This is a genomic window from Pantoea anthophila (genome assembly GCF_026104315.1).
Taxonomy (GTDB): Bacteria; Pseudomonadota; Gammaproteobacteria; order Enterobacterales; family Enterobacteriaceae; genus Pantoea; species Pantoea anthophila.
The window spans coordinates 1,898,807-1,920,937 of sequence record NZ_CP110473.1 but is presented as its reverse complement, the minus strand read 5'-3'; the positions used below and the strand labels follow the sequence as shown (position 1 = coordinate 1,920,937).

The window sequence follows — 22,131 nt, the reverse complement described above, 5'->3', positions numbered from 1 at the left end:
TTACCCCTTACGAAACATTTTCAGCATGCGCTGCGTGACGGTGAAGCCACCAAAGATATTGATGCTGGCAATCAGCACGGCAATAAAGGAGATGAAGGTGACCCAGCCACCGTGCCCCATCTGCAAAACCGCTCCGATGACGATGATGCCGGAGATGGCGTTGGTCACGGACATCAGCGGGGTATGCAGCGCATGGCTGACGTTCCAGACCACGTAGTAGCCAACCACGCAGGAGAGCGCGAACACGGTAAAATGGGAGAGGAACTCTGCCGGTGCCACGCTGGCCAGCCAGCCAAACAGCACTATCGCCAGAGCCATCAGCAGCGCGGTGCGCCACGGCGAGGCCGGTTTTGCTTCCGGTTTCTCTGCGGGTTTTGCGGCAGCAGGTCTGGCCTGAGGGGCAGCAGAGACCTGAATCGGGGGCGCGGGCCAGGTGATTTCGCCGTTGCGCACCACCGTCACGCCCCGCACCACCACATCCTCAAAATCGACCTGGATTTCGCCATTTTTCTCTTTGCAGAGCAGCCTGAGCAGGTTGACCAGATTGGTGCCGTACAGCTGGGAGGACTGCGTCGCCAGCCGGCTGGGCAGATCGGTATAGCCGATAATTTTCACGCCATTCGGTGTCACGGTCACCTGGTCGGCGACGGTCAGCGCACAGTTGCCGCCGGTCTGCGCTGCCAGATCCACTATCACACTGCCCGGCTTCATGCTGGCGATCATCTCTTCGGTGATCAGTTTCGGAGCCGGTTTGCCTGGGATGAGCGCGGTGGTGACAATGATGTCCACCTCTCTGGCCTGGCTGGCGAACAGCGCCATCTCCGCTTTGATAAAGGCGTCGGACATGACTCTGGCATAGCCATCCCCACTGCCCGCCTCCTCTTCAAAATCGAGTTCGAGGAATTCGGCGCCCATACTCTGCACCTGCTCTTTGACTTCGGGACGGGTATCAAAGGCCCGGACGATGGCGCCCAGGCTGCCCGCCGCGCCTATCGCAGCCAGTCCCGCCACGCCAGCTCCAATCACCATCACTTTTGCCGGTGGCACTTTACCTGCCGCGGTAATCTGACCGGTAAAGAAGCGGCCAAATTCATGTGCCGCCTCGACGATAGCGCGATAACCGGCGATGTTGGCCATCGAGCTCAGGGCATCCAGCGACTGCGCGCGCGAAATACGCGGCACCGAATCCATCGCCATCACTGTCACCTGACGGGCAGCCAGCTTTTCCAGCAGCGCCGGATTCTGGGCGGGCCAGATAAAACTGACCAGCGTGCTGCCTGCACGGGTCAGCGCAATTTCGTCGTCATCGGGTGCGTTTACCTTCATGACGATATCGGCCTGCCAGACCTGCTGACGGTCGCTGAGGGTGGCACCCGCAGCAAGGTAACTTTCGTCATCAAAACTGGCGCGTTTACCGGCGTCGTGCTCAAGCGTGACGCTGAAACCCAGTTTGATCAGTTGTTCCACGGTCTTTGGCGTGGCTGCCACGCGCGACTCGTTTGGCAACCTTTCCTTGGGTATTCCAATTAACATAGTGTTTCCTTTCATCGGTTAAAGGATGATGGCCCGAATCCGCACCACGACAGCGCAGCCGAAACGCGGTTTCAGCTGCTTATAGTCGAAATGCAGATATTTCAAAGTGTTTATAACCTACTTAAATTGTGACGCCTGATCCACAGCGGTTACCGCAGATGGAGACATTCACCTGATTATTCAGTATTCGCTTTGAAATCCTGCATTATTACGCTATTAAAACGCGTCATCAGCAGATAATCTGCTATGAAAATTGCGCTCCGGACGAATTAATCAACAATAAAAACCCTTAATTAACAATGCATTAACTGTTATAGCGCTAAGTGTTACCGTTTTTAGTGGTAACAGCGCCCAGAAATGACGCCTTAAACGCATTTCATGACAGTCAGATGAAAAACAGGGAGTTGAATAACGCGATATCGCGCAAAAAATCGCTGCGACAGTCTGTTTATAACATGCAATAATCAGCGGCTAATCTGTTATACATCAAGAGTCCAGCACGTTTTCGTACTCATTTTTGCGTAAGGCGAAGGATTATTTTTATGAAGCTGAAGAACACTATTCTGGCGTCCACTCTGTTGTCCCTGCTGGCAGCTAATGCATTCGCTGCGCAGGAGTTAACGCCAGAAAAAGCGGCCGCGTTGAAGCCATTCGAACGTATTAATATCACCGGCCGTTTCAACGCAATTGGCGACGCAGCCGATGCGGTCTCTAAGCGTGCAGATGAGATGGGCGCTGCTTCTTTTTACATTCAGGGGATCAACGACAGCAACGGCAACAGCGGCAACTGGCGCGTTACTGCCGACCTCTACAAGGCTGATGCCCCGGCCGCTTCCGAAACCACCCAATACCGTCGCTTTAACGGCGTCAACGAACTGCCAAAGGCTGAAGCTTATAAGCTCGAACCTTTCGACACCGTTTCCGTCAGCGGCTTCTTTGCCAGCCAGCCTGATGTCAACGATGCAATTTCAAAAGCGGCTAAAGAGAAAGGTGCCGCCTCATTCTTTATTGTTCGTCAGATTGACGCCAACAGCGGCGGCAACCAGTACATCACGGCCTACGTCTATAAAGCGGATGCTAAAGCGCGTATGGTTCAGACGCCGAACGCGATTCCTGCCGACTCAGAAGCGGGTAAAGCTGCACTGGCTGCGGGTGGTGCAGCGGCCGCTCAGGTTGAAATCCCTGGCGTCGCCTCCTCTGAGACACCGAGCAATAAAGTGGGCCGCTTCTTCGAAACCCAGAGCTCAACCGGCAAGCGCTACACGGTGAATCTGCCAAACGGCAAATCCGTGCAGGAAGTGAACGCGATTACGGCCGCGCAGATGCAGCCGTTCGACACCGTGACCTTTACCGGTCACTTCGGTTCCCCTACCGAAGTTTCTGAAGAAGTGGCGAAGCGTGCGTCTGATAAAGGTGCGAAGTTTTATCACGTGACCCGTCAGTGGCAGAACCAGAGTGGCGGTAACCTGACCGTCACCGCTGACCTGTTTAAGTAATCTCTTCAGGGCGGCGCCCGCCGCCCTGCTGTTTGCATAATTCCTGCGCGGATTTGCATAGTCACGCATTGCCATCCCCCGCCACACTCCGTAAAATCTGCCGCCTGTTTTGCCGGAGTTTGTCCCTGTTTTCTGCCGCGAGTCTGCGATAACCCAGCGATGAAATCCGATTTATCCAGCCATATATGCTAGCGGGAAGGTTGTTTTGGAGAAAAAATTAGGTCTCGGTGCGCTGACGGCGCTGGTACTCAGTTCCATGCTGGGTGCCGGCGTGTTCAGTCTGCCGCAAAATATGGCTGCGGTGGCGGGTCCGGCGGCGCTGCTGCTGGGCTGGCTGATTACCGGCGTCGGCATCATCTTTCTGTCGCTGGCGATGCTGCTGCTGACCCGCCTGAAACCTGAACTCGACGGCGGCATTTTCACCTACGCCCGCGCCGGGTTCGGTGAACTGACAGGCTTCTGCTCCGCCTGGGGCTACTGGCTCTGTGCTGTCATCGCCAACGTCTCCTATCTGGTGATCGTCTTCTCCGCCCTGAGCTTTTTCACGGATACCCCGGATCGGGTGATCTTTGGGGATGGCAACACCTGGCAGGCGATGCTGGGGGCCTCGGTGCTGCTGTGGCTGGTTCACTGGCTGGTACTGCGCGGGGTACAGACTGCGGCCAGTATCAATCTGATGGCGACGCTGGGCAAACTGGTGCCGCTGCTGCTGTTTATCGTGCTGGCGGTGATGGCGTTTAACTACGATCGCTTCCGGGTCGACTTTTCCGGCGTCACGCTGGGGCAACCCCTGTGGGAGCAGGTCAAACAGACGATGCTGATCACTCTGTGGGTCTTTATCGGGGTTGAGGGTGCCGTGGTGGTTTCTGCCCGCGCACGTCAGAAAAAAGATGTGGGACGCGCCACCCTGCTGGCGGTACTGGCCGCCCTGCTGGTTTATCTGCTGGTGACGCTGCTGTCGCTGGGCGTGGTGCCCCGTGCCGAACTGGCCGGGATGCGCAACCCCTCCATGGCGGGACTGATGACGCGACTGATGGGACACTGGGGCGATGCGGTGATTGCCATCGGCCTGATCATCTCCGTCTGCGGCGCCTATCTGAGCTGGACGATTATGGCTGCCGAAGTGCCGCTGATTGCCGCGCAGCAGGGTGCCTTTCCTCGCAGCATTGCCCGGCAAAACCGCCACAACGCGCCCGCCGCCTCACTGTGGCTGACCAACGGCAGTATTCAGGTCTGCCTGATTCTGATCGCCGTGACCGGCGCGGATTACAACAATCTGCTGACCATCGCCTCGGAGATGATTCTGGTGCCCTATCTGCTGGTGGGGTTGTATCTGATCAAAGTCGTGCGGGGACAGCACAAGCCGCTGGCAATGGCGATCGGTCTCGGTGCCAGCCTGTATGGCATCTGGCTGCTTTATGCCTCAGGCCCCCTGCATCTGATGATGTCGGTGGTGCTCTATACGCCGGGCCTGCTGCTGTTTCTCTTTGCCCGCCGGGGAGGCCGCGCAGCGTCTGCGCTGACCGCACCGGAGCGGATTGTGATGGGATTACTGATCGCGGCGACGCTGCCCGCCGTGTGGCAGTTGACGAAATAGCGCGGAAGGTGCGCTTAGTGTGACTGCACCGGAATCGACACACACAGCAGGTCATCCTGCTGTGTGAGATTCAGCGGCTTGGCATATTCATGATGAATGGCATCCAGCTGCTCCGCCGACAGCGGATAAGGGAGCTGGATATCAAAGCGGCTGATCTGCTGCTGTTCCGCGAGAGTGACCAGGCGCGCGATGTTAATTTCGTCACTCACCTGGGTAGAAATGATTTGTAATGCTAATTCTTTTAACGGGTCGTCACTGCTCTGTAAGCGGTGTGCTGATTTCCGTGTCACCATGCCGAATATCGGCATCACGCCATAAATCGCATCGACAAAGCTCCAGCGTTTTTTGCAGGAAGCGGAAAGAAAGTCACTGTAATTGAAGCAGATGCGGTCAGGGTATATGGCTGATGCCAGCTCTTTATCAGACACACTAATGCTCCTCATAATAATCAACGATATCCCAAACCTGGCGCAAAAAGGCCGCGCTAATGATTGCACATTTTGCCGGTTATATACCAGCAAGCTAAGGATATTTCGTGCGGTAGCGTAGAGCTCAGGACCAGGAAAAGATATGCTTTCGTCCATCCCTGTCTCTGCTTTGTAAACTATGAACAAAATTGTTTATGTAGAAGATGAACCCGAAGTGGGTTCACTGATTGCGGCCTACCTGGGTCGTCATGACATTGAAGTGATTGTTGAGACGCGCGGCGACCGCGCTGAAGCGGTGATTGCCGAACAGCAACCCGATCTGGTGATGCTGGATATCATGCTGCCCGGCAAGGATGGCATGACGATCTGCCGTGATTTACGGGCCAACTGGCAGGGGCCAATTGTGCTGCTCACCTCACTCGACAGCGACATGAATCACATTCTGGCGCTGGAGATGGGCGCGCAGGATTACATCCTCAAGACCACGCCACCCGCGGTCCTGCTGGCCCGTCTGCGCCTGCATCTGCGTCAGTCTCAGCAGACGCAGCCGGAGGATGCGCCCGCCATTTCTGCCGCGAACCGTATGCTGCGTTTTGGATCGCTGACCATCGATGCCCTCAATCGACAGGTGACGCTGTTTGACGAACAGATCGCCCTCTCTACGGCCGATTTTGACCTGCTCTGGGTCCTCGCCAGCCATGCCGGTCAGACGCTTAACCGCGATGCGCTGCTGAAAACCCTGCGCGGCGTCAGCTATGACGGTCTGGATCGCAGCATCGACGTGGCCATTTCCCGTCTGCGTAAAAAGCTGCACGACAGCGCCACCGAGCCGTTTCGTATCAAGACCATCCGCAACAAAGGCTACCTGTTTGCGCCTCAGGCCTGGGATACCCGCGTCCTATGAGAAAGCTTTTTATTCAGTTCTATCTGCTGCTGTTTGTCTGCTTTCTGGTGATGGCGCTGCTGGTGGGACTGGTCTATAAGTTCACCGCCGAGCGCGCAGGCCGACAGTCGATGAATGACCTGATGGCCAGCTCGCTCTACCTGATCCGCAGCGAACTGCGGGAGATCCCGCCGCGCGACTGGAACAAAACCATCAAGAGTCTCGATCTTGGCCTCTCGTTTGACCTGCATATTGAGCCGATGAACAAATTCCAGCTCGACGAGACCAACATGCGTCGCCTGCACGCCGGTGAGATTGTGGCGCTCGACGACCAGTACACCTTTTTGCAGCATATCCCGCGCAGCCACTACGTGCTGTCGGTCGGGCCTATCCCCTATCTGTTCTATCTGCATCAGATGCGGCTGCTCGATATTGCCCTGCTGGTCTTTATCGGCATGTCACTGGCGCTGCCGGTGTTTATCTGGCTGCGCCCCCACTGGCAGGAGATGCAGCGGCTGGAAAAAGCGGCTCAGCGCTTTGGTCGCGGTGAGCTGGATGTGCGCACCCATTTTGACAGCACCTCCAGCCTGTTCCGGCTCGGTATCGCCTTTAACCAGATGGCGGAAAACATCAACACCCTGGTCGCCAGTAAGAAGCAGTTGATCGACGGCATCGCCCATGAGCTGCGGACGCCGCTGGTGCGTCTGCGCTACCGGCTGGAGATGAGCGATAACCTCACGGACGCCGAACGGGTGGCGCTGAACCGCGACATCGGCCAGCTTGAAAGCCTGATTGAGGAGTTGCTGACCTATGCGCGGCTGGATCGGCCACGCGTAGACCTCAATCTGAAGTCGCAGGATCTCGCCAGCTGGCTGCGCGAGCGCCTCGATGACTTCCGCACCATCAATCCCGATGTCCGGATCGATCTCGACCTGCCACAGCGTGAAAATATCGGGATTTCAGATAGCCGCCTGATGGAGCGGGTGCTGGATAATCTGGTCAATAATGCGCTGCGTTATGCGCAGCAGCGACTGCGGGTGAGCTTATGGTTCGACGGCGCAACCGGCTGCCTGCAGGTGGAGGATGATGGTCCGGGCATTCCGCCAGAAGAGCGGGAACGGGTCTTCGAACCTTTTGTCCGGCTCGATCCGAGCCGCGATCGCGCCACGGGTGGCTGCGGACTGGGGCTGGCGATTGTCCACTCTATCGCGCAGGCGCTGAGCGGCCAGGTCACCATTGAGGCCAGCCCGCTAGGCGGAGCCAGCGTTCGCTTTTGCTGGCCGGTTGATCTACCCTTGCGGGAAATTCCGCTGCGTTAAACACTACAAGGAGTCTCACGTGACCTCAGCGTATCAACACCTTAGCGCGACCTTCCAGCGCCTCTCCCGTTTCAGCCATGTCACGGCCATCGCCGGCTGTGATATGCAGACCACCATGCCGCCAGGCGGCAGTCAGGCGCGGGGTGAAGCCCTGGCCGAGATGAGCGTTCTGCAGCATCAGATCCTGACGGCTCCCCAGGTCGGAGAGTGGCTGAAGGCCGCAGAGCAGGCGTCGCTGAACGATGTTGAGCGGGCCAATCTTCATGAGATGCAGCGTGCTTACCAGCAGGCCAGCCTGCTGCCTGACGACTTCGTGGAAGCCAAATCGATTGCCGGTTCGGTGTGTGAACATGCGTGGCGCACTCAGCGCCCGGCTAACGACTGGCAGGGCTTCGCCACCAACCTGAAAGAGGTGGTGCGCCTGAGCCGAGAAGAGGCGCAGCGACGCGCCGATGCCAGCGGCTGCTCGCGATACGATGCCCTGCTCGATCTCTATGAACCGGGCATGACCCGCGCCAGGCTGGATGCGACGTTTGGCGAACTGAAAAGCTGGCTGCCCGATCTGTTACAGCAGGTCGTGGAGAAGCAGGCACAGCAGCCGATCGTCACGCCGCAGGGGCCGTTCGCCGTGCCTGCGCAGCGCCAGCTCGGGCTGAGCATCATGGAAACGCTGGGCTTCGACTTCAATCATGGTCGCCTGGACATCAGCGCGCATCCTTTCTGCGGCGGCGTGCCGGAAGATGTACGCATTACCACCCGTTACAATGAGGCTGAGTTTCTCAGCGCCATGATGGGAGTGATCCATGAAACCGGCCACGCCCGCTATGAGCAGAATCTGCCGCAGCAGTGGCGGGGGCAGCCGGTGGCGCTGGCGCGTTCCACCGCCATCCACGAGTCACAAAGCCTGTTCATGGAGATGCAGCTCGGTCGCAGCCGCGAATTTTTGCAGCGCATTCTGCCGACCATCATCGCCACCTTTGGCGATCAGCCTGCCCTGCAGGCGGATAATTTCATCCGTCTGACCCAGCAGGTGAAGCCGGGCCTGATCCGGGTGGACGCCGATGAGCTGAGCTACCCGGCTCATGTCATTCTGCGCTACGAAATCGAACAGGCGCTGATTGAAGGGGAGATAGAGGTTGAGGATATTCCGGCGCTGTGGGATGAGAAGATGATGCAGTCGCTGGGTCTGGATACCCGCGGCAACTATCGCGATGGCTGTATGCAGGATATTCACTGGACCGATGGCGCGTTTGGCTACTTCCCCACCTACACGCTGGGCGCGATGTACGCCGCGCAGCTGTTCCGCTCCGTCCAGACCGCCATTCCTCAGCTCAGCGAACTGATTCAGCACGGCGAACTGCAACCGGTATTCGACTGGCTGCAACAGAACATCTGGCAGCACGGCAGCCGCTTCTCCACCGACCAGCTGCTGATCAATGCGACAGGCGAAGCGCTGAACCCGGCTTATTTCCGCCAGCATCTTGAACAGCGTTATCTGAAGAACTGACCCTCCGGGCGGCCATCACGCCGCCCTTTCCCCCTTTGTACAATCGGTTACACGCCGATACCAAACACCCACGGACAGGCTTTGTTGATTTCCCTATAGTCTCTTCACCGGCCCCGCAGTGGGCTACACATGAAAAAAGAGTCCGAGGGATTTGCAATGAAAAAATTATTTGCACTGGTTGTCGCCGCTGCTATGGGTATGTCTTCTGTTGCTTTCGCTGCTGAAACCACAGCTGCGCCAGCCGCTGCGCCAGCCGCAACAGCGACCACCACAACCACCGCAGCTGCACCGGCTAAAACCGTTCACAAAACTGCACACAAGAAACACCATAAAGCAGCACAGAAAGCGCAGGCTGCTAAAAAGACTCACCACAAAAAAGTGGTGAAAAAAGATGCTGCTCAGAAAGCGCAGGCAGCTAAAAAAGTTCACCACAAGAAAGCGGTAAAACCTGCTGCCCAGAAAGCGCAGGCAGCTAAAAAAGTTCACCACAAAAAAGCCACTCAGCCCGCTGCACAGAAAGCCCAGGCTGCGAAAAAAGTTCATCACAAGAAAGCGGTAAAACCTGCTCAGAAAGCGCAGGCTGCTAAGAAAGTTCACCACAAGAAAGCAGTAAAACCTGCTCAGAAAGCGCAGGCAGCTAAGAAAGTTCACCACAAGAAAGTTGTTAAATCAGCGGCTAAATAAGATCGCCCACAGGCGCACAGCCACGCGATAATGCTTAAAAACACCCGGTTCTGCCGGGTGTTTCTTTACTGGAGTGGATGAAATGGTGCGTCGCTATCGCTTCGAAATTATTCTGCTTGTGATGATCCTGTGTGGCATCGTTGCTGCCAGCTTCTTTATTTAACTGCTGTAGCGTACTGATTAACCGATAAAACTCCCTTTTTTAACGCTCACCGACTATAGTTACCGTTCTTACGTGATAACAATAACGTCTATTTTCTCGCCATTGAGATTTCTATGCGCCTGGCTACCTTGTTAATGGTTGGACTTTTCAGCTTTGCCACGACGGTTCATGCCGATGATGACGATGATTCGCCGACACCGGCTGAAATTAAGATGCTGTTCTTCGGCAAGGATCATCGCCAGGCAATCACGGATATCACCGCTGCTCCCTGGGATGCGATTGGTCAGCTCGAAACAGAAAGCGGTAACCTCTGTACAGCCACGCTCATCTCTCCCCATCTGGCGCTGACGGCCGGACACTGTCTGCTCGCCCCGCCGGGTAACTTTGATAAGCCGGTTGCGCTGCGTTTTATGGCCAGCGACAAAGGCTGGCGCTATGAGCTGCATGACATTGATGCACGGGTTGAGCCCTCGCTGGCCTCCAAGTTAAAGGCGGATGGCGAAGGCTGGATCGTCCCAAGCAGTGCGGCCCCGTATGACTATGGCATTGTGATATTACGCAATCCACCGTCGGCCATTACCCCTATCCCGCTGTTTGAGGGCTCGCGCAGCGACCTGACGGCCGCCCTGAAGCTGACCGGTCGTAAAGTGACGCAGGCGGGCTATCCGGCCGATCACCTGGATAACCTCTATTCCCACAGCAACTGTCTGATTACCGGCTGGGCACAGCGCGCCGTGCTGTCACATCAGTGCGACACCCTGCCTGGCGACAGCGGTTCACCGCTGCTGCTCAACAGCGACAAAGGCTGGCAGCTGATTGCGGTGCAGAGCTCCGCGCCCGCGGCAAAGGATCGCTATCTGGCGGACAACCGCGCGATTGCGGTCACCTCATTTAAAGATAAGCTGGAGTCCCTCGCGCAGTAATTGCGTGTAGCCTGAGCGGCTGTCGGGTGCGCACGCTCCGTGCGCACCCGGCTTTCAGCCCGCTATCTGCTCCATCATCTGCAGAATACGCTTATCCGAGATCGGATAAGGCGTACCCAGCTGCTGAGCAAAGTAGCTGATGCGCAGCTCTTCAATCATCCAGCGAATGCTGAGCACCTCTTCATCATCCTGACGCTGCGGCGGCAGCTTGTTGCGCCACGCCTGGTACGCCTGTTCCACCGCCTGAACTTTCAGCATCCGTGCCCGATCGCTGTGCGGATCGGCAGGCAGTTTCTCCAGTCGCCGCTCAATGCCCTGCAGATAACGCAGCGTGTCGGCCAGTCGCTGCCAGCCGTTGCCGGTGACAAAGCCCCGATAGACCAGCCCGTTTAACTGCGCTTTGATATCGGACAGCGCCAGCGCCATGGTCATATCCACCCGGCCTTTCAGCCGTTTATTGATGTTAAAGACCGCCGTCAGAATCTGCTCTACCTGCTTAGCTATCGTCACCACGGTCTCATTAAGCTCACCGCGGACTTTGTCACGCAGCTGCTCAAACGAGGCCTGATCCCAGGCAGGGCCGCCCGCTTCCCCCATCAGTTTATCGATGCCGCAGGCGATGCAGTCGTCGATCAGCTCCAGCACTTTGCCATAGGGGTTAAAGTAGAGTCCGAGTTTGGCCTTGTTCGGTAACTTCTCGTGCAGATACTTCACCGGCGACGGCACATTCAGCAGCAGCAGACGACGCTGGCCGCGCCACATCATTTTTTGCTGCTCCTGTTCGCTGTCAAACAGGCGGATAGCAACGCTCTCTTTTTCATCTACCAGCGCAGGCCAGGCTTTCACCTGGTAACTGCCGCGCTTCTGTTCATAGCTGCGAGGCAGTTCGCCAAAGCTCCAGAGATGCAGCCCGCTCTGTTCCAGCCCGTCATCGGCCACTTTCGACAGCGTCTCCTGCACCTTGTCCTTCAGCCGGGCCTTGAGCGCGGTGAGGTCCTTGCCTTCCAGCAGTTTACGATTGTGCTCGTCGACTACCCGGAAGGTCATTTTCAGATGATCGGGCACCTGTTCCCACTGCCAGTTCTCCCGCTCCAGCGTAACGCCGGTCATGCGGCGAAACTCGCGCGCCAGCGCATCTGCCAGCGGCATCTCCATCGCCGTCACCCTTCCCAGAAACGCCTCGGCGTAGTTAGGAGCAGGTACCAGATGGCGGCGCAGGGGTTTCGGCAGCGACTTAATCAGCGCAATAATCAACTCACGGCGCACGCCGGGGATCTGCCATTCAAAGCCGCTATCCTCAACCTGATTCAGCAACGGCAGCGGAATATGGACCGTCACACCATCGGCATCTGCGCCTGGCTCGAACTGGTAACTCAGCTTCAGTTTCAGGTTGCCCTGATGCCAGAAGTTGGGATAGTCGAGCTGACTGACCTTGTCCGCGCCCTCTTTGATCAGCATCTGCCTGTCGAAGTTGAGCAGATCGGCGTTATCGCGGCTGGCCCGTTTCCACCAGCTGTCAAAATGCCTGGCCGAGACCACCTCTTTGCCGATGCGCTGGTCATAAAAAGCAAACAGCGTTTCGTCATCGACCAGAATGTCGCGGCGACGGGATTTATGCTCCAGATCTTCCACTTCGCTGCGCAGTTTCTGGTTGGCGCGGAAGAAAGCGTGACGCGTCTGCCAGTCGCCCTCAACCAGGGCGTGACGGATAAAGAGTTCGCGGCTCAGGGTGGGATCGATGCTGCCGTAGTTGACCTTGCGCGCGGCAACAATCGGCAGGCCATAGAGCGTGACCTTCTCGGTTGCCATCACCGCCCCCTGCGATTTCTCCCAGTGCGGTTCGCTGTAGCTGCGCTTCGTCAGATGCTGCGCCAGCGGTTCAATCCACTCCGGCTCAATGCGTCCCGCCGTCCGCCCCCAGAGGCGGCTGGTTTCGACCAGCTCTGCCACCATGGTCCACTTCGGCGGCTTCTTAAACAGTCCGGAGCCGGGGAAGATGGCGAAGCGGGTATTGCGCGCGCCGGTGTACTCCTGCTTGTCGGCATCTTTCTGCCCGATGTGCGACAGCAGACCGCTCAACAGCGTACAGTGAACCTGCTGTAACGGAGCCGGTTCGCTGTTGACCGGAATACCCAGTTCGCGCACCACCTGCCGCAGCTGAGTATAGATATCCTGCCACTCCCGCACGCGCAGATAGTTGAGAAAGTCGCTTTTGCACTGGCGTCGGAACAGGTTGCCGGACAGGGCTTTCTGCTGCTCCGCCAGATAGTTCCACAGATTGACATAGGCCAGGAAGTCGGAATCTTTGTCAGCAAAGCGCCGGTGTTTTTCATCAGAGGCCTGCTTCTTCTCTGCCGGACGCTCGCGCGGGTCCTGAATCGACAGGCCCGCAGTGATGATCATCACTTCGCGCACACAGCCCAGCCGCTGCGCCTCCAGCACCATTCGCGCCAGGCGCGGATCGACCGGCAACTGCGCCAGCTGTCGCCCGGAGCCGGTGAGCGTGTAGTGACCCGTCTCTTCATTCAGCGTCAGCGCACCCAGCTCTTCCAGCAGGCGGATACCATCCTGAATATTGCGCTTATCGGGCGCTTCCACAAAGGGGAACGCCGCGATATCGCCCAGCCCCAGCGAGGTCATCTGCAGGATCACCGACGCCAGGTTGGTGCGCAGAATTTCGGGGTCAGTAAAGGCCGGACGACTCAGGAAATCCTCTTCCGAGTAGAGGCGGATACAGATACCGTCGGAAACACGTCCGCATCGTCCTTTACGCTGATTGGCCGAGGCCTGAGAAATCGGCTCAATCGGCAGACGCTGCACTTTGGTGCGGAAGCTGTAGCGGCTGATACGCGCGGTGCCGGGGTCAATCACATATTTGATGCCGGGCACCGTCAGCGAGGTTTCCGCCACGTTGGTGGCCAGCACGATGCGGCGGCCGCTGTGCGACTGAAACACCCGGTTCTGTTCGGCGTTCGACAGTCGTGCATACAGCGGCAGCACTTCAGTGTGCGGCAGGTCGCGTTTATTCAGCGCGTCGGCGGTATCGCGGATTTCGCGCTCGCCGCTCATGAAGATCAGAATATCGCCCCGGCTCTCCTGTCCGAGTTCATCGACGGCATCAAAGATCGCCTGCAGCTGGTCGCGGTCGCCATCCTCCGCCTCTTCAACCACCGGCCGGTAGCGCACTTCCACCGGGAAGGTGCGGCCGGAGACTTCGATAACCGGCGCATCGTTGAAATGCCGCGAGAAACGCTGCGGGTCGATGGTCGCAGAGGTGATGATCACCTTGAGATCGGGACGCCGCGGCAGCAGCTCACGCAGATAACCGAGCAGGAAGTCGATATTCAGGCTGCGCTCGTGCGCTTCGTCGATGATGATGGTGTCATATTGCATCAGCAGGCGATCCTGCTGGATCTCCGCCAGCAGGATCCCATCGGTCATCAGCTTGACCTGGGTCAGCTCGCTGACCTGGTCATTAAAGCGCACTTTATAGCCGACACAGCCGCCGGGCGAGGTGTTCAGCTCATCGGCGATGCGATTGGCCACGGTGCGTGCCGCCAGGCGACGGGGCTGGGTGTGACCAATCAATCCGGTCACGCCACGCCCCAGCGCCAGACAGATTTTCGGCAGCTGCGTGGTTTTACCGGAGCCGGTTTCCCCGGCCACAATCACGACCTGGTAATCGCGAATCGCCTCAGCGATATCCTGCTGTTTCTGGCTGACAGGCAGATTGTCCGGGAAGGTGATGGCTGGCGTCGCCGCGCGCCGCTGGGCGACACGCTGTTCAGCGGCGAAAACGTCCTGCTCCAGCTCGCGGGCTATGCCCTGTTGTGCCTCGGGGCTTTTGACTTTTCTCGCCCCCTGCAGACGGCGCTGCAGCCGCTGGCGATCGCGAAGCATTAAGCCGTCGAGCCGGGCCCGGAGCGCGGTCAGTGGAGACGTATCGGGAGATGACATAATAGTGACGTACCTTACTCAGACAGTGTCGCTGCAGAAACAGCGCCCTGGACGCCGGGATAACCAGCTGATTCAGTGAAAATAATTGCGCGCATAATAGCACATTCTGAACTGTTCCGGGGATGCGCCCCGGTTACGCTTATTCAATAAATTCGAACATAGCTCTCGAAATATTGCGCTTTCACCGCGCCATTGATAACCGTAGAGTGTAAACCATTGAGCGGAAACCCTTCCGCGTTACAGACAGGAAATCACCATGAGCAAAGTTTTAGTTCTGAAATCAAGCATCCTCGCAGGCTACTCACAATCAGGCCAGCTTGCTGACTTCTACGTTGAACAGGCAAAAGCCCAGGGTAAAGACGTGACCGTTCGTGATCTGGCGGCGAACCCGATTCCGGTTCTGGATGGTGAACTGGTCGGTGCTATGCGTCCTTCTGACACGCCGCTGTCTCCGCGTCAGCAGGAAGCGCTGGATCTCTCCAACGCGCTGATTGAAGAACTGCAGGCCCATGACGAAGTGGTTATTGCGGCACCGATGTACAATTTCAACATCCCGACCCAGCTGAAAAACTATTTCGATCTGATTGCCCGTGCAGGCGTGACGTTCCGCTACACCGAAGCAGGCCCGGAAGGTCTGGTTAAAGGGAAAAAAGCGGTTGTGATCACCAGCCGTGGCGGGATTCACAAAGACACCCCGACCGATCTGCTGACGCCATACGTTAAGCTGTTCCTGGGCTTCATCGGCATCACTGACGTTGAGTTCGTGTTTGCTGAAGGTATCGCCTACGGTCCTGAAGTGGCCAGCAAAGCGACCGCTGAAGCGAAAGACGCGATCAAACAGATCGTCACCGCTTAAAAGGTGCTCATCTCAGGATGAGACGCACACTCAACCGGGCCACGCGCCCGGTTTTTTTGCGGCTTAGGGCGTGCCCGGAGCCTCTTTTCTCAGCCACTGACCGTTAATGCCCCGCACATATTCCCCCACCGCCGCCCGGCTCACCAGTTTCTGCCCGGCAATGCTGGCGATATCCGCCGTGGAGAGATTGTTCTGTTCTGCCAGCCGCTGATATTGCTGATGCCGTCCGGCGTTGATGCGCTGCACCAGTGCCTGGGTTTCGCTGTCTCCGGCGCGCGCCGCGAGGTAGCCGGAGAGCGTTTCGCCCACCAGCCCCGACTGCCGGGCCTGATCCAGCGTCAGCGCCCAGGCGGGCTGCATCATCATCAGCGCGAGTAGCAGCGCCGCGCTTTTGCGTCTCATACGTGCTCTCCTCAGAACAGACCGCTCTGGTTTTTCAGTAACGCTTCCACGTCTTTATCCACCTTGATGTGGATCTCATGCTCAATTTTTACGTTCATATTGATGGTGATGGGATCTTTGGGTGCCGTAACCTCAATGCGCGGCACGCAGCCGATGCTCAGCAGTCCGGCTGCCAGAACCAGTAGTGCCCTCAGGCTCATGGTGAAGTGTCCTTGTTCGATGGCAAAGTCGCGTGTTGTTCCAGCCAGGATTGCAAATTATCGCCAAAGCGCAGGCTGCGCCAGAGCTGAAACAGATTTTCCTGATGATGGTAGTTAAGATTCACCGTCTGACGACGGTTGCTGAACCGGCTGACGCCCTGCACCTCTGCCGTCATGCTCAGGTCGCCGAGGTTATCCAGATTAATCGTCGCCCAGCTGCGGGAGATCTCCATATAGCGTAGCCAGTCCAGCGCCGCGCCAGTGGCGACGTTATTACGGGTAATGGCATCCGCCATATCGTTGTCCAGCCGGAAAGTCAGAGGGCCGCTGTTGGCTATCCACCCTTTCTCGACCAGCCAGCGCGGATTATTGAGCCACAGCGGCAGTTCACCGTTAACCCGTCCCGACATGGCGAACTGCTTAGGCTTCAGTGCGGTCACCAGCTCGCTGAGGCTGATTTGACGCAGCGTTACCCGCGCAGGCTCATGCTGTGGCATCTGCAATGCGGGCAGCGTAATCTGCCCGCCGAGGAGTTCCAGACTGACATCCTGCAACCTCAGCGGCGCGGCTTCGCTCCACGGCCAGCTGCCCTGCAGATCGGCACGGATATTCTGCATCGCAAACTGGTTTTTTACCTCGGCAATGCGCAGGGAAACCGGGCCATGCTGACCAAACTGCCACTGCCCGGCCCTGAAGCGAAAGGGCAGTGAGAAGTCGATACCATTGATCTGGCTGTCCGGCGTCCAGACGCTGCCCTGCTTCACCGACCAGTGTCCACCAGCCTGAAAACCCTGCTCGGGGGCAGCGGAAAAGGCGAACTGCGCCTGCAGCTGACCATCCTGAATCTGCATTTTCATGTCCGGGCTGATTAACGGCTGAAATACCCGGAGCGACTGTGACGGCCACCAGGCCTGACCGCGCAGCCGTTCGCCATCCCAGCGACCATTGACCCGCAGCGGGCCAATCCTGCCGGCATTCAGGCTGCCCCGCCAGATAAAGTCGCCGGGGTCTCGGCCTTTCGCCTCGAAATCGAGCGTAGAATCAGCCAGCCTGCCGCCATAGCTGAAACGGGTCTCGCCCGCCTGCAGCCGGAAGTGGCCATTAAACGCCGGGTGGGCCGCATCGCGCTGCCAGTTAACCGGTTTAGTTAATGTCAGACGCGGACTGGCGACGTTGACACTGCCGTAGGCCAGCTGATTAAAACCGGTGGAGAGCGTATCCAGATGGATCAGCGTATTGTGCCAGCCGCCCGTGCCTTTGACATCCCAGCGTGCCTGAAGCGGCAGCATCTCGCCTCCGCCCCAGTAGCGCCAGTTCCATTCGCCCTTATCAGGCCAGAAGTCGCTGGCACGCCCATCGAGATGCAGCCGGAAACGGCCAAAACTGGCATCGTGCGCGTTAAGAATCGCCTGCAGACGGCCATCAATCCCCTGCGATGAGAGGCGCACGCCCGCCAGCGGCCAGCGCGCCTCGTCCACCTCCAGCGTGGAGAGCAGGCGGCCCCGCAGGCGCAGCAGCGATTTAGGCTGGAGTTGCAGCTGAGGATCGAGGAGTGACCCGCTGAGCACGCCCGGAATGGAGCCGTAGAGTTGCAGATCCGCCAGCTTACTTTCGCCGGTCAGCTGAAACGGCAGATGGCTCTCTGTCAGGCTGAGGTGGCCGGGGCCGAGACCCAGTACAACGTTGCCCTTGCCGCCGCGCCCGCGGGTCAGCAGATTGAGGCGTCCGCTGATCTGGCTCTGTTCAAGCCCCGACTGCCAGTTCTCCAGCGTCAGATTAACAAAGCCGGAGAGCGGCTGGGCGGTGAACGGCCAGTAATATTCCCCCTTCTCAATCTGAATCTGGTCGCGACTGATCTGCCAGGGCAGACGCAGAAGCGGGCGATCCTGTTCCGCCGTCGTTGCGACAACTACGCCCTGCTGCTGCTGCCAGCTGAGGCTGAGCTGAAGCGGATGCGGCAGCGCAGCCAGCGCCAGTTGTCCGGCCACCTCGCCATTTACCGGCAGGTCACTGGCAAAGGTGGGAAGTTCAAGATGACCCTTGAGGGTGATGGGTTCAGAGAGTGCCGGATGGGTCAGCGTCAGATGGTCGACTGCCAGTTGCTGACCGGTCAGCGTTGCCGCCAGCTGCAGATTGTCACCCCGATAAGTCAGACGCTGGCGATCTTTTTCCAGCGTGAGATCCAGTGCACCCGCGTAGGTCTGCCACGGGGCCACCGTCAGCTTATCCAGATGGACATCGGCACCCGGCAGCATTGCCTGCCATTCGGCCAGCGTTCTGGGCGAACCGGGATTGTCGTCGGCCGTCGGCAGTTTTTGCAGGCAGGCGCTGTCCAGCGTCAGCGCGGCCGCGTTAAGTTTCCAGCGCGACTGATGCCAGCCCAGCGAGACGGCTTCTACCGTTGCCAGCGTACAGTCGCCCGCCAGATAACGAATTTCTGGCAACCACAGGCCTCCCTCCCGCCAGCGGGGTGCGCCAGACAGCTCAATGCGGGTCTCCTGCGGCAGCCAGATCCCGACCAGCCGGGGCAGCCACTGTGTCACTGTTAACATCAGGCCGAGCAGCAGCAGAATCAGCGCCAGAATAGCCGCCAGTCGCCGCCGGACTCTCCGTGGCATAAAAGCCATTATCCTTTTCCTCACCCTTTCCTGACCATGATGATGGCATGTAAATTGCGCGAGGTGAAGGTCTGCCCCGGACGCATTTCAGCGGTTTCAGCAAAGTCCGTCAGAAAACGTTATCCTTGGTCTATCACCTCTGCAGGAGCACAACGATGAAGATCGCGGTTTACAGCACCAAGCATTACGATCAGAAATACCTTGAGCAGGTCAATCAGCAGTTCGGCTTTGAACTGGTGTTCTTCGACTTTTTACTCACTGAAAGCACCGCAAAAACGGCAGTGGATTGCGATGCGGTCTGCATCTTTGTCAATGATGATGGCAGCCGACCGGTGCTGGAAGAGCTGGCCGCGCTGGGTGTGAAGTATATCGCGCTGCGCTGTGCCGGTTTTAATAATGTCGATCTGGACGCTGCAAAAGAGCTGAGCCTGGAGGTGGTGCGTGTGCCCGCCTATTCGCCGGAAGCGGTCGCGGAGCATGCTATCGGCCTGATGATGACGCTGAACCGCCGTATTCATCGCGCCTATCAGCGCACCCGTGACGCGAACTTTTCACTCGACGGCCTGACCGGCTTTAACATGCATAACAAAACGGCGGGCGTGATAGGCACCGGTAAAATCGGCATTGCGACCATGCGCATCCTGAAAGGCTTTGGCATGCGGCTGCTGGCGTTTGATCCCTGGCCGAGCGAGCAGGCGCTGGAACTTGGCGCGGAGTATGTCGATCTGAAGACGCTGTTTGCAGAGTCGCACGTCATTACGCTGCACTGCCCGCTGACGCCGGAAAATCACCATCTGCTCAACGCCGAGGCGTTCAGCCAGATGCGTGACGGCGTCATGATTATCAATACCAGCCGCGGTGGCCTGATCGATTCACAGGCGGCGATTGATGCGCTGAAGCAGCAGAAGATTGGCGCGCTCGGCATGGATGTTTATGAGAACGAACGCGACCTGTTCTTTGAAGATAAGTCGAATGATGTGATTCAGGACGATGTCTTCCGCCGTCTGTCGGCGTGCCATAACGTGCTCTTCACCGGCCATCAGGCGTTTTTAACCGCCGAAGCCCTGACCGCCATTTCTGAAACCACGTTAAGCAATCTCAGTCAGCTCGATCGCGGTGAAAACTGCCCGAACCGACTCTCTGTCTGAGGGTGCGGGCCGGAGCAATCCGGCCTGTCTATCAGCGCGCGCAGTGCCCGCCGATCAGCGCCTGCTCATCACAACGACGCCCGTTCACTAACTGACACATCCCCACCCGGGATCCATCCAGCTGATGCGAAAAAGCCAGGGTTCCGCCTGCATTTTCACAGGTGCTTTCTGCCAGAGAAGACATCACCACGCGGGGCTGAACATGGGCGGCGGTGGCTTGTTGCGGTGGCTCGTTATCATCACTGTGGCTGCTGCAGGCAGAGAGGAATAACGCGGCACCGGCCAGCAAAAAGGTGGCTGCTTTCATCAGTCGGACTCCGGGAATTGGGATAATAGGCTGGCTCAGCATATGTCAGGCAGCACAAGGGGTCGAGAGGTGAAACAGCTTTTTACAAATTTCTGCGGCGTGTTTTGCAAGCAGAATTATCTTGTTTACCTGGTAACACTGAACTGTCACCCTTTTCCGGCCCCCCTTATTTCGGAGTAAAGCCATGTTAATGGATATGTTAATTCGCATTGCGCTGGCCGGTATTCTTGGCGGCCTCATCGGCCTGGAGCGGCAGATGCGGGCCAAAGAAGCCGGACTTCGCACCCACATCCTGGTCGGGATCGGCAGTGCGATGTTCATGCTGGTGTCGAAATATGGCTTTGCCGATATGCTGAACAGCAACCATGTCGCGCTGGACCCCAGCCGTATTGCGGCGCAGGTGGTCAGCGGCATGGGCTTCCTTGGCGCGGGTACCATCATGATCCAGAAGCAGGTGGTGAAAGGCTTAACCACGGCGGCGGGTTTATGGGTAACTGCAGCGATTGGCCTGGTCATCGGCAGCGGCATGTATGAGATCGGCATCTATGGCACCGTACTGGCGCTGGTCGTGCTGGAAGTGTTCCGCCGTCTGAGCCACGTTTTAATCGGTAAACACCATACCCTGCTGGTTTTCCTGAAGCCGAAGAGTGTACCGCTGGTGCTGCTGGTGATGCAGCGGGAAGGCATCCGCTACGGCAACGTGACGGTGATTAATCGCGATCAAGAAAGCGGACTGTGTGAACTCAGCGTACAGGTTACGCTGTCGCGCAGGTCAAATGACGCGCATCTTTACGATAAGGTGATGGAGATTAAAGGGGTGCAGTCGCTGGAGATGATGTGAGCATCTGTCCTGTCTCACCGGGCTGGTGCGCCAGCCCGGTGGGTTCAACCCCCCTGAAAATGTCGGCGCAGACGATGGCGCTCCCCTTGCCTGCTGCCGACATTGTTAACAGCCTGATCCACTGTCACCCTTCAGAATGGCCATCCCCTGACCTGACACATGGAGCCGGTCAGAAATTAATGACATAATCCGGTATTATTTATCAGCGAAATGATGACAGCCGGAGACCAATGCGCCCTGACTCTGACCCTGCAGACAATGCCCTGTCCGCGACCGCACGTAAAAGCAACTGGCGCGGGCTAAGCCTGCTGACGGTTATTCTGATCGCGGCTGCGGTGGCGATTATCATGATTCTGGACCATCGCAACTCGGTGAATAATGCGCTTGAAACCGGACAATGTCTGGCTGAGGAAGGCGCTGAAAACATTCTTGGCGTACTCAGGCATTTTTTACACCATGCCTATCGCTGGATCTTTAAAGCCTGCGGCTAATTAAATTCAGTGCAGCAGAAAATGGAGTAAGCCATGCCGGTTCAGCAGCAGCAGAACGCCACCATACATTACGGCGACATAACAGATTAAAAAAAGCAGCAGCGTCATGAAAAATTTCACACCAGACTTTTTTATTTTGTGATCGTTATCCGGCTTTCTCATCGCGGTTAATCACCACTCCTTTTTTAACCTGATTGCACATCGGGATATTAAACGGTTCCTTTGTTCCGCTGTATTGCCGAAATGTGCGAAACGACGCCCCGGATGTCTGTCTTTTGATTTTACGTTGGATAAAACCCAGCCCGGCGTTATGCTTTTCTATACGGTAAAGACGTTCTTAAGCAATAAACAACTGATTGTTTATTATCTCTTTTTCCAGATAACAAAGTGCAGACTGAAAGTAACAGAGCGTTCGATTCAGGCCATTAATCCAGCCTGTCGATGAAGCTGATTATAATCTTTTCCGCTCAACACAGATTAAACCGCGTGCGACTTTCAAATCACTCCGTTTAATCTGTCCCAGCCTGACTCACGCAGAACGCCCGATTTAAAAAGCAAAATATTTAAATTTGATATGGGTCAAATTTCACTCCCGATATAATAGTGCCTGTTTATGTCTGATTGATCTTTACCTGCTCATGCTGGTTAATTTGCTGAACCGGTGGCGTCAATGAAATATCTGTTAATCCTCTCCTTCATTTTTATGATCGCAGGCTGCGCGACAAAGAACGATAGCGCGCGAACCGCGACTGACCAGGCTTCATCCCCCTCCTGCTCC

At 57.3% G+C, this 22,131-nt stretch carries 19 protein-coding genes; 12 read left to right on the top strand and 7 right to left on the bottom strand.

Features of this window, described 5'->3' with window-relative positions; translation table 11 throughout:
• Positions 1-1,533, bottom strand: coding sequence for a Re/Si-specific NAD(P)(+) transhydrogenase subunit alpha (gene pntA, locus OJ965_RS11450; protein WP_265139238.1), 1,533 nt, complete (start codon positions 1,531-1,533; stop codon positions 1-3).
• A gap of 542 nt (positions 1,534-2,075) precedes the next feature.
• Here pntA and ydgH point away from each other — a divergent pair.
• Positions 2,076-3,029, top strand: a complete 954-nt coding sequence (gene ydgH / locus OJ965_RS11445) for a DUF1471 family protein YdgH (protein WP_154928196.1) — start codon at positions 2,076-2,078, stop codon at positions 3,027-3,029.
• A 205-nt stretch (positions 3,030-3,234) separates the two neighbouring features.
• The gene (locus OJ965_RS11440) at positions 3,235-4,626 is read left to right on the top strand and encodes a basic amino acid/polyamine antiporter (RefSeq protein ID WP_046101883.1); all 1,392 of its coding nucleotides are present in this window, start codon (positions 3,235-3,237) and stop codon (positions 4,624-4,626) included.
• 14 nt (positions 4,627-4,640) lie between these two features.
• Here OJ965_RS11440 and OJ965_RS11435 read toward each other — a convergent pair whose 3' ends face one another.
• Positions 4,641-5,054, bottom strand: coding sequence for a hypothetical protein (locus OJ965_RS11435; RefSeq protein WP_058957860.1), 414 nt, complete (start codon positions 5,052-5,054; stop codon positions 4,641-4,643).
• A gap of 178 nt (positions 5,055-5,232) precedes the next feature.
• On the opposite strand from OJ965_RS11435, the gene rstA reads away from it, so the two are divergent.
• From rstA to OJ965_RS11410, 6 genes are all read left to right on the top strand, one after another.
• Positions 5,233-5,958, top strand: coding sequence for a two-component system response regulator RstA (gene rstA, locus OJ965_RS11430; RefSeq protein WP_265139237.1), 726 nt, complete (start codon positions 5,233-5,235; stop codon positions 5,956-5,958).
• The gene (rstB, locus tag OJ965_RS11425; RefSeq protein WP_009090073.1) at positions 5,955-7,256 is read left to right on the top strand and encodes a two-component system sensor histidine kinase RstB; all 1,302 of its coding nucleotides are present in this window, start codon (positions 5,955-5,957) and stop codon (positions 7,254-7,256) included. The genes rstA and rstB overlap by 4 nt, the downstream gene beginning before the upstream one ends.
• A gap of 19 nt (positions 7,257-7,275) precedes the next feature.
• Positions 7,276-8,763: a carboxypeptidase M32 gene (locus OJ965_RS11420; RefSeq protein ID WP_058957861.1), complete on the top strand. Its 1,488-nt coding sequence runs from the start codon at positions 7,276-7,278 to the stop codon at positions 8,761-8,763.
• Positions 8,764-8,919: 156 nt separating this feature from the next.
• Complete coding sequence (asr, locus tag OJ965_RS11415) at positions 8,920-9,447, top strand: acid resistance repetitive basic protein Asr (RefSeq protein WP_265139236.1); 528 nt, start codon at positions 8,920-8,922, stop codon at positions 9,445-9,447.
• An 82-nt stretch (positions 9,448-9,529) separates the two neighbouring features.
• Complete coding sequence (gene ydgU / locus OJ965_RS21365; RefSeq protein ID WP_009090068.1) at positions 9,530-9,610, top strand: small membrane protein YdgU; 81 nt, start codon at positions 9,530-9,532, stop codon at positions 9,608-9,610.
• Between the two features lie 113 nt (positions 9,611-9,723).
• Positions 9,724-10,533 carry a trypsin-like serine peptidase gene (locus tag OJ965_RS11410; protein WP_265139235.1) on the top strand — a complete coding sequence of 270 codons (810 nt, stop codon included), beginning with the start codon at positions 9,724-9,726 and terminating at the stop codon, positions 10,531-10,533.
• Between the two features lie 54 nt (positions 10,534-10,587).
• Here OJ965_RS11410 and hrpA read toward each other — a convergent pair whose 3' ends face one another.
• Positions 10,588-14,490, bottom strand: coding sequence for an ATP-dependent RNA helicase HrpA (gene hrpA, locus OJ965_RS11405; RefSeq protein ID WP_265139234.1), 3,903 nt, complete (start codon positions 14,488-14,490; stop codon positions 10,588-10,590).
• A gap of 256 nt (positions 14,491-14,746) precedes the next feature.
• On the opposite strand from hrpA, the gene OJ965_RS11400 reads away from it, so the two are divergent.
• Positions 14,747-15,346 (top strand): FMN-dependent NADH-azoreductase, encoded by a 600-nt coding sequence (locus OJ965_RS11400; RefSeq protein WP_009090062.1) that lies wholly within the window; start codon positions 14,747-14,749, stop codon positions 15,344-15,346.
• Positions 15,347-15,409: 63 nt separating this feature from the next.
• On the opposite strand, the gene OJ965_RS11395 is transcribed toward OJ965_RS11400, so the two are convergent.
• The 3 genes from OJ965_RS11395 to OJ965_RS11385 are packed head-to-tail and all read right to left on the bottom strand — an operon-like array spanning position 15,410 to position 18,575.
• Positions 15,410-15,748 carry a YdbL family probable chaperone protein gene (locus OJ965_RS11395; RefSeq protein ID WP_009090060.1) on the bottom strand — a complete coding sequence of 113 codons (339 nt, stop codon included), beginning with the start codon at positions 15,746-15,748 and terminating at the stop codon, positions 15,410-15,412.
• 11 nt (positions 15,749-15,759) lie between these two features.
• Positions 15,760-15,948, bottom strand: a complete 189-nt coding sequence (locus OJ965_RS11390; protein ID WP_009090058.1) for a YnbE family lipoprotein — start codon at positions 15,946-15,948, stop codon at positions 15,760-15,762.
• Positions 15,945-18,575 carry a YdbH family protein gene (locus OJ965_RS11385; RefSeq protein ID WP_276558947.1) on the bottom strand — a complete coding sequence of 877 codons (2,631 nt, stop codon included), beginning with the start codon at positions 18,573-18,575 and terminating at the stop codon, positions 15,945-15,947. Before OJ965_RS11385 ends, OJ965_RS11390 begins: the two co-directional genes overlap by 4 nt.
• A 146-nt stretch (positions 18,576-18,721) precedes the next feature.
• Between OJ965_RS11385 and OJ965_RS11380 the strand changes: the two genes are divergently transcribed.
• Complete coding sequence (locus tag OJ965_RS11380) at positions 18,722-19,714, top strand: 2-hydroxyacid dehydrogenase (protein ID WP_265139232.1); 993 nt, start codon at positions 18,722-18,724, stop codon at positions 19,712-19,714.
• Positions 19,715-19,745: 31 nt separating this feature from the next.
• Here the strand turns inward: OJ965_RS11380 and OJ965_RS11375 are convergent, their stop codons facing one another.
• Complete coding sequence (locus OJ965_RS11375; RefSeq protein ID WP_009090053.1) at positions 19,746-20,021, bottom strand: putative hemolysin; 276 nt, start codon at positions 20,019-20,021, stop codon at positions 19,746-19,748.
• A 184-nt stretch (positions 20,022-20,205) separates the two neighbouring features.
• On the opposite strand from OJ965_RS11375, the gene OJ965_RS11370 reads away from it, so the two are divergent.
• Positions 20,206-20,862 carry an MgtC/SapB family protein gene (locus tag OJ965_RS11370; RefSeq protein ID WP_265139231.1) on the top strand — a complete coding sequence of 219 codons (657 nt, stop codon included), beginning with the start codon at positions 20,206-20,208 and terminating at the stop codon, positions 20,860-20,862.
• A gap of 230 nt (positions 20,863-21,092) precedes the next feature.
• On the top strand, positions 21,093-21,353 hold the full coding sequence (locus OJ965_RS11365; protein ID WP_009090049.1) for a hypothetical protein: 261 nt from the start codon (positions 21,093-21,095) through the stop codon (positions 21,351-21,353).
• Positions 21,354-22,131 lie beyond the last annotated feature (778 nt).

Excerpts from the sequence above, each read along its gene's own strand:
- OJ965_RS11375 (WP_009090053.1), bottom strand. The coding sequence starts at position 20,021 with ATGAAAGCAGCCACCTTTTTGCTGGCCGGTGCCGCGTTATTCCTCTCT.
- asr (WP_265139236.1), top strand. The coding sequence starts at position 8,920 with ATGAAAAAATTATTTGCACTGGTTGTCGCCGCTGCTATGGGTATGTCT.
- pntA (WP_265139238.1), bottom strand. The coding sequence starts at position 1,533 with ATGTTAATTGGAATACCCAAGGAAAGGTTGCCAAACGAGTCGCGCGTG.
- hrpA (WP_265139234.1), bottom strand. The coding sequence starts at position 14,490 with ATGTCATCTCCCGATACGTCTCCACTGACCGCGCTCCGGGCCCGGCTC.
- ydgH (WP_154928196.1), top strand. The coding sequence starts at position 2,076 with ATGAAGCTGAAGAACACTATTCTGGCGTCCACTCTGTTGTCCCTGCTG.
- OJ965_RS11380 (WP_265139232.1), top strand. The coding sequence starts at position 18,722 with ATGAAGATCGCGGTTTACAGCACCAAGCATTACGATCAGAAATACCTT.
- OJ965_RS11400 (WP_009090062.1), top strand. The coding sequence starts at position 14,747 with ATGAGCAAAGTTTTAGTTCTGAAATCAAGCATCCTCGCAGGCTACTCA.
- OJ965_RS11395 (WP_009090060.1), bottom strand. The coding sequence starts at position 15,748 with ATGAGACGCAAAAGCGCGGCGCTGCTACTCGCGCTGATGATGATGCAG.
- OJ965_RS11385 (WP_276558947.1), bottom strand. The coding sequence starts at position 18,575 with ATGGCTTTTATGCCACGGAGAGTCCGGCGGCGACTGGCGGCTATTCTG.
- OJ965_RS11370 (WP_265139231.1), top strand. The coding sequence starts at position 20,206 with ATGTTAATGGATATGTTAATTCGCATTGCGCTGGCCGGTATTCTTGGC.
- ydgU (WP_009090068.1), top strand. The coding sequence starts at position 9,530 with ATGGTGCGTCGCTATCGCTTCGAAATTATTCTGCTTGTGATGATCCTG.
- rstB (WP_009090073.1), top strand. The coding sequence starts at position 5,955 with ATGAGAAAGCTTTTTATTCAGTTCTATCTGCTGCTGTTTGTCTGCTTT.
- OJ965_RS11410 (WP_265139235.1), top strand. The coding sequence starts at position 9,724 with ATGCGCCTGGCTACCTTGTTAATGGTTGGACTTTTCAGCTTTGCCACG.
- rstA (WP_265139237.1), top strand. The coding sequence starts at position 5,233 with ATGAACAAAATTGTTTATGTAGAAGATGAACCCGAAGTGGGTTCACTG.
- OJ965_RS11365 (WP_009090049.1), top strand. The coding sequence starts at position 21,093 with ATGCGCCCTGACTCTGACCCTGCAGACAATGCCCTGTCCGCGACCGCA.
- OJ965_RS11390 (WP_009090058.1), bottom strand. The coding sequence starts at position 15,948 with ATGAGCCTGAGGGCACTACTGGTTCTGGCAGCCGGACTGCTGAGCATC.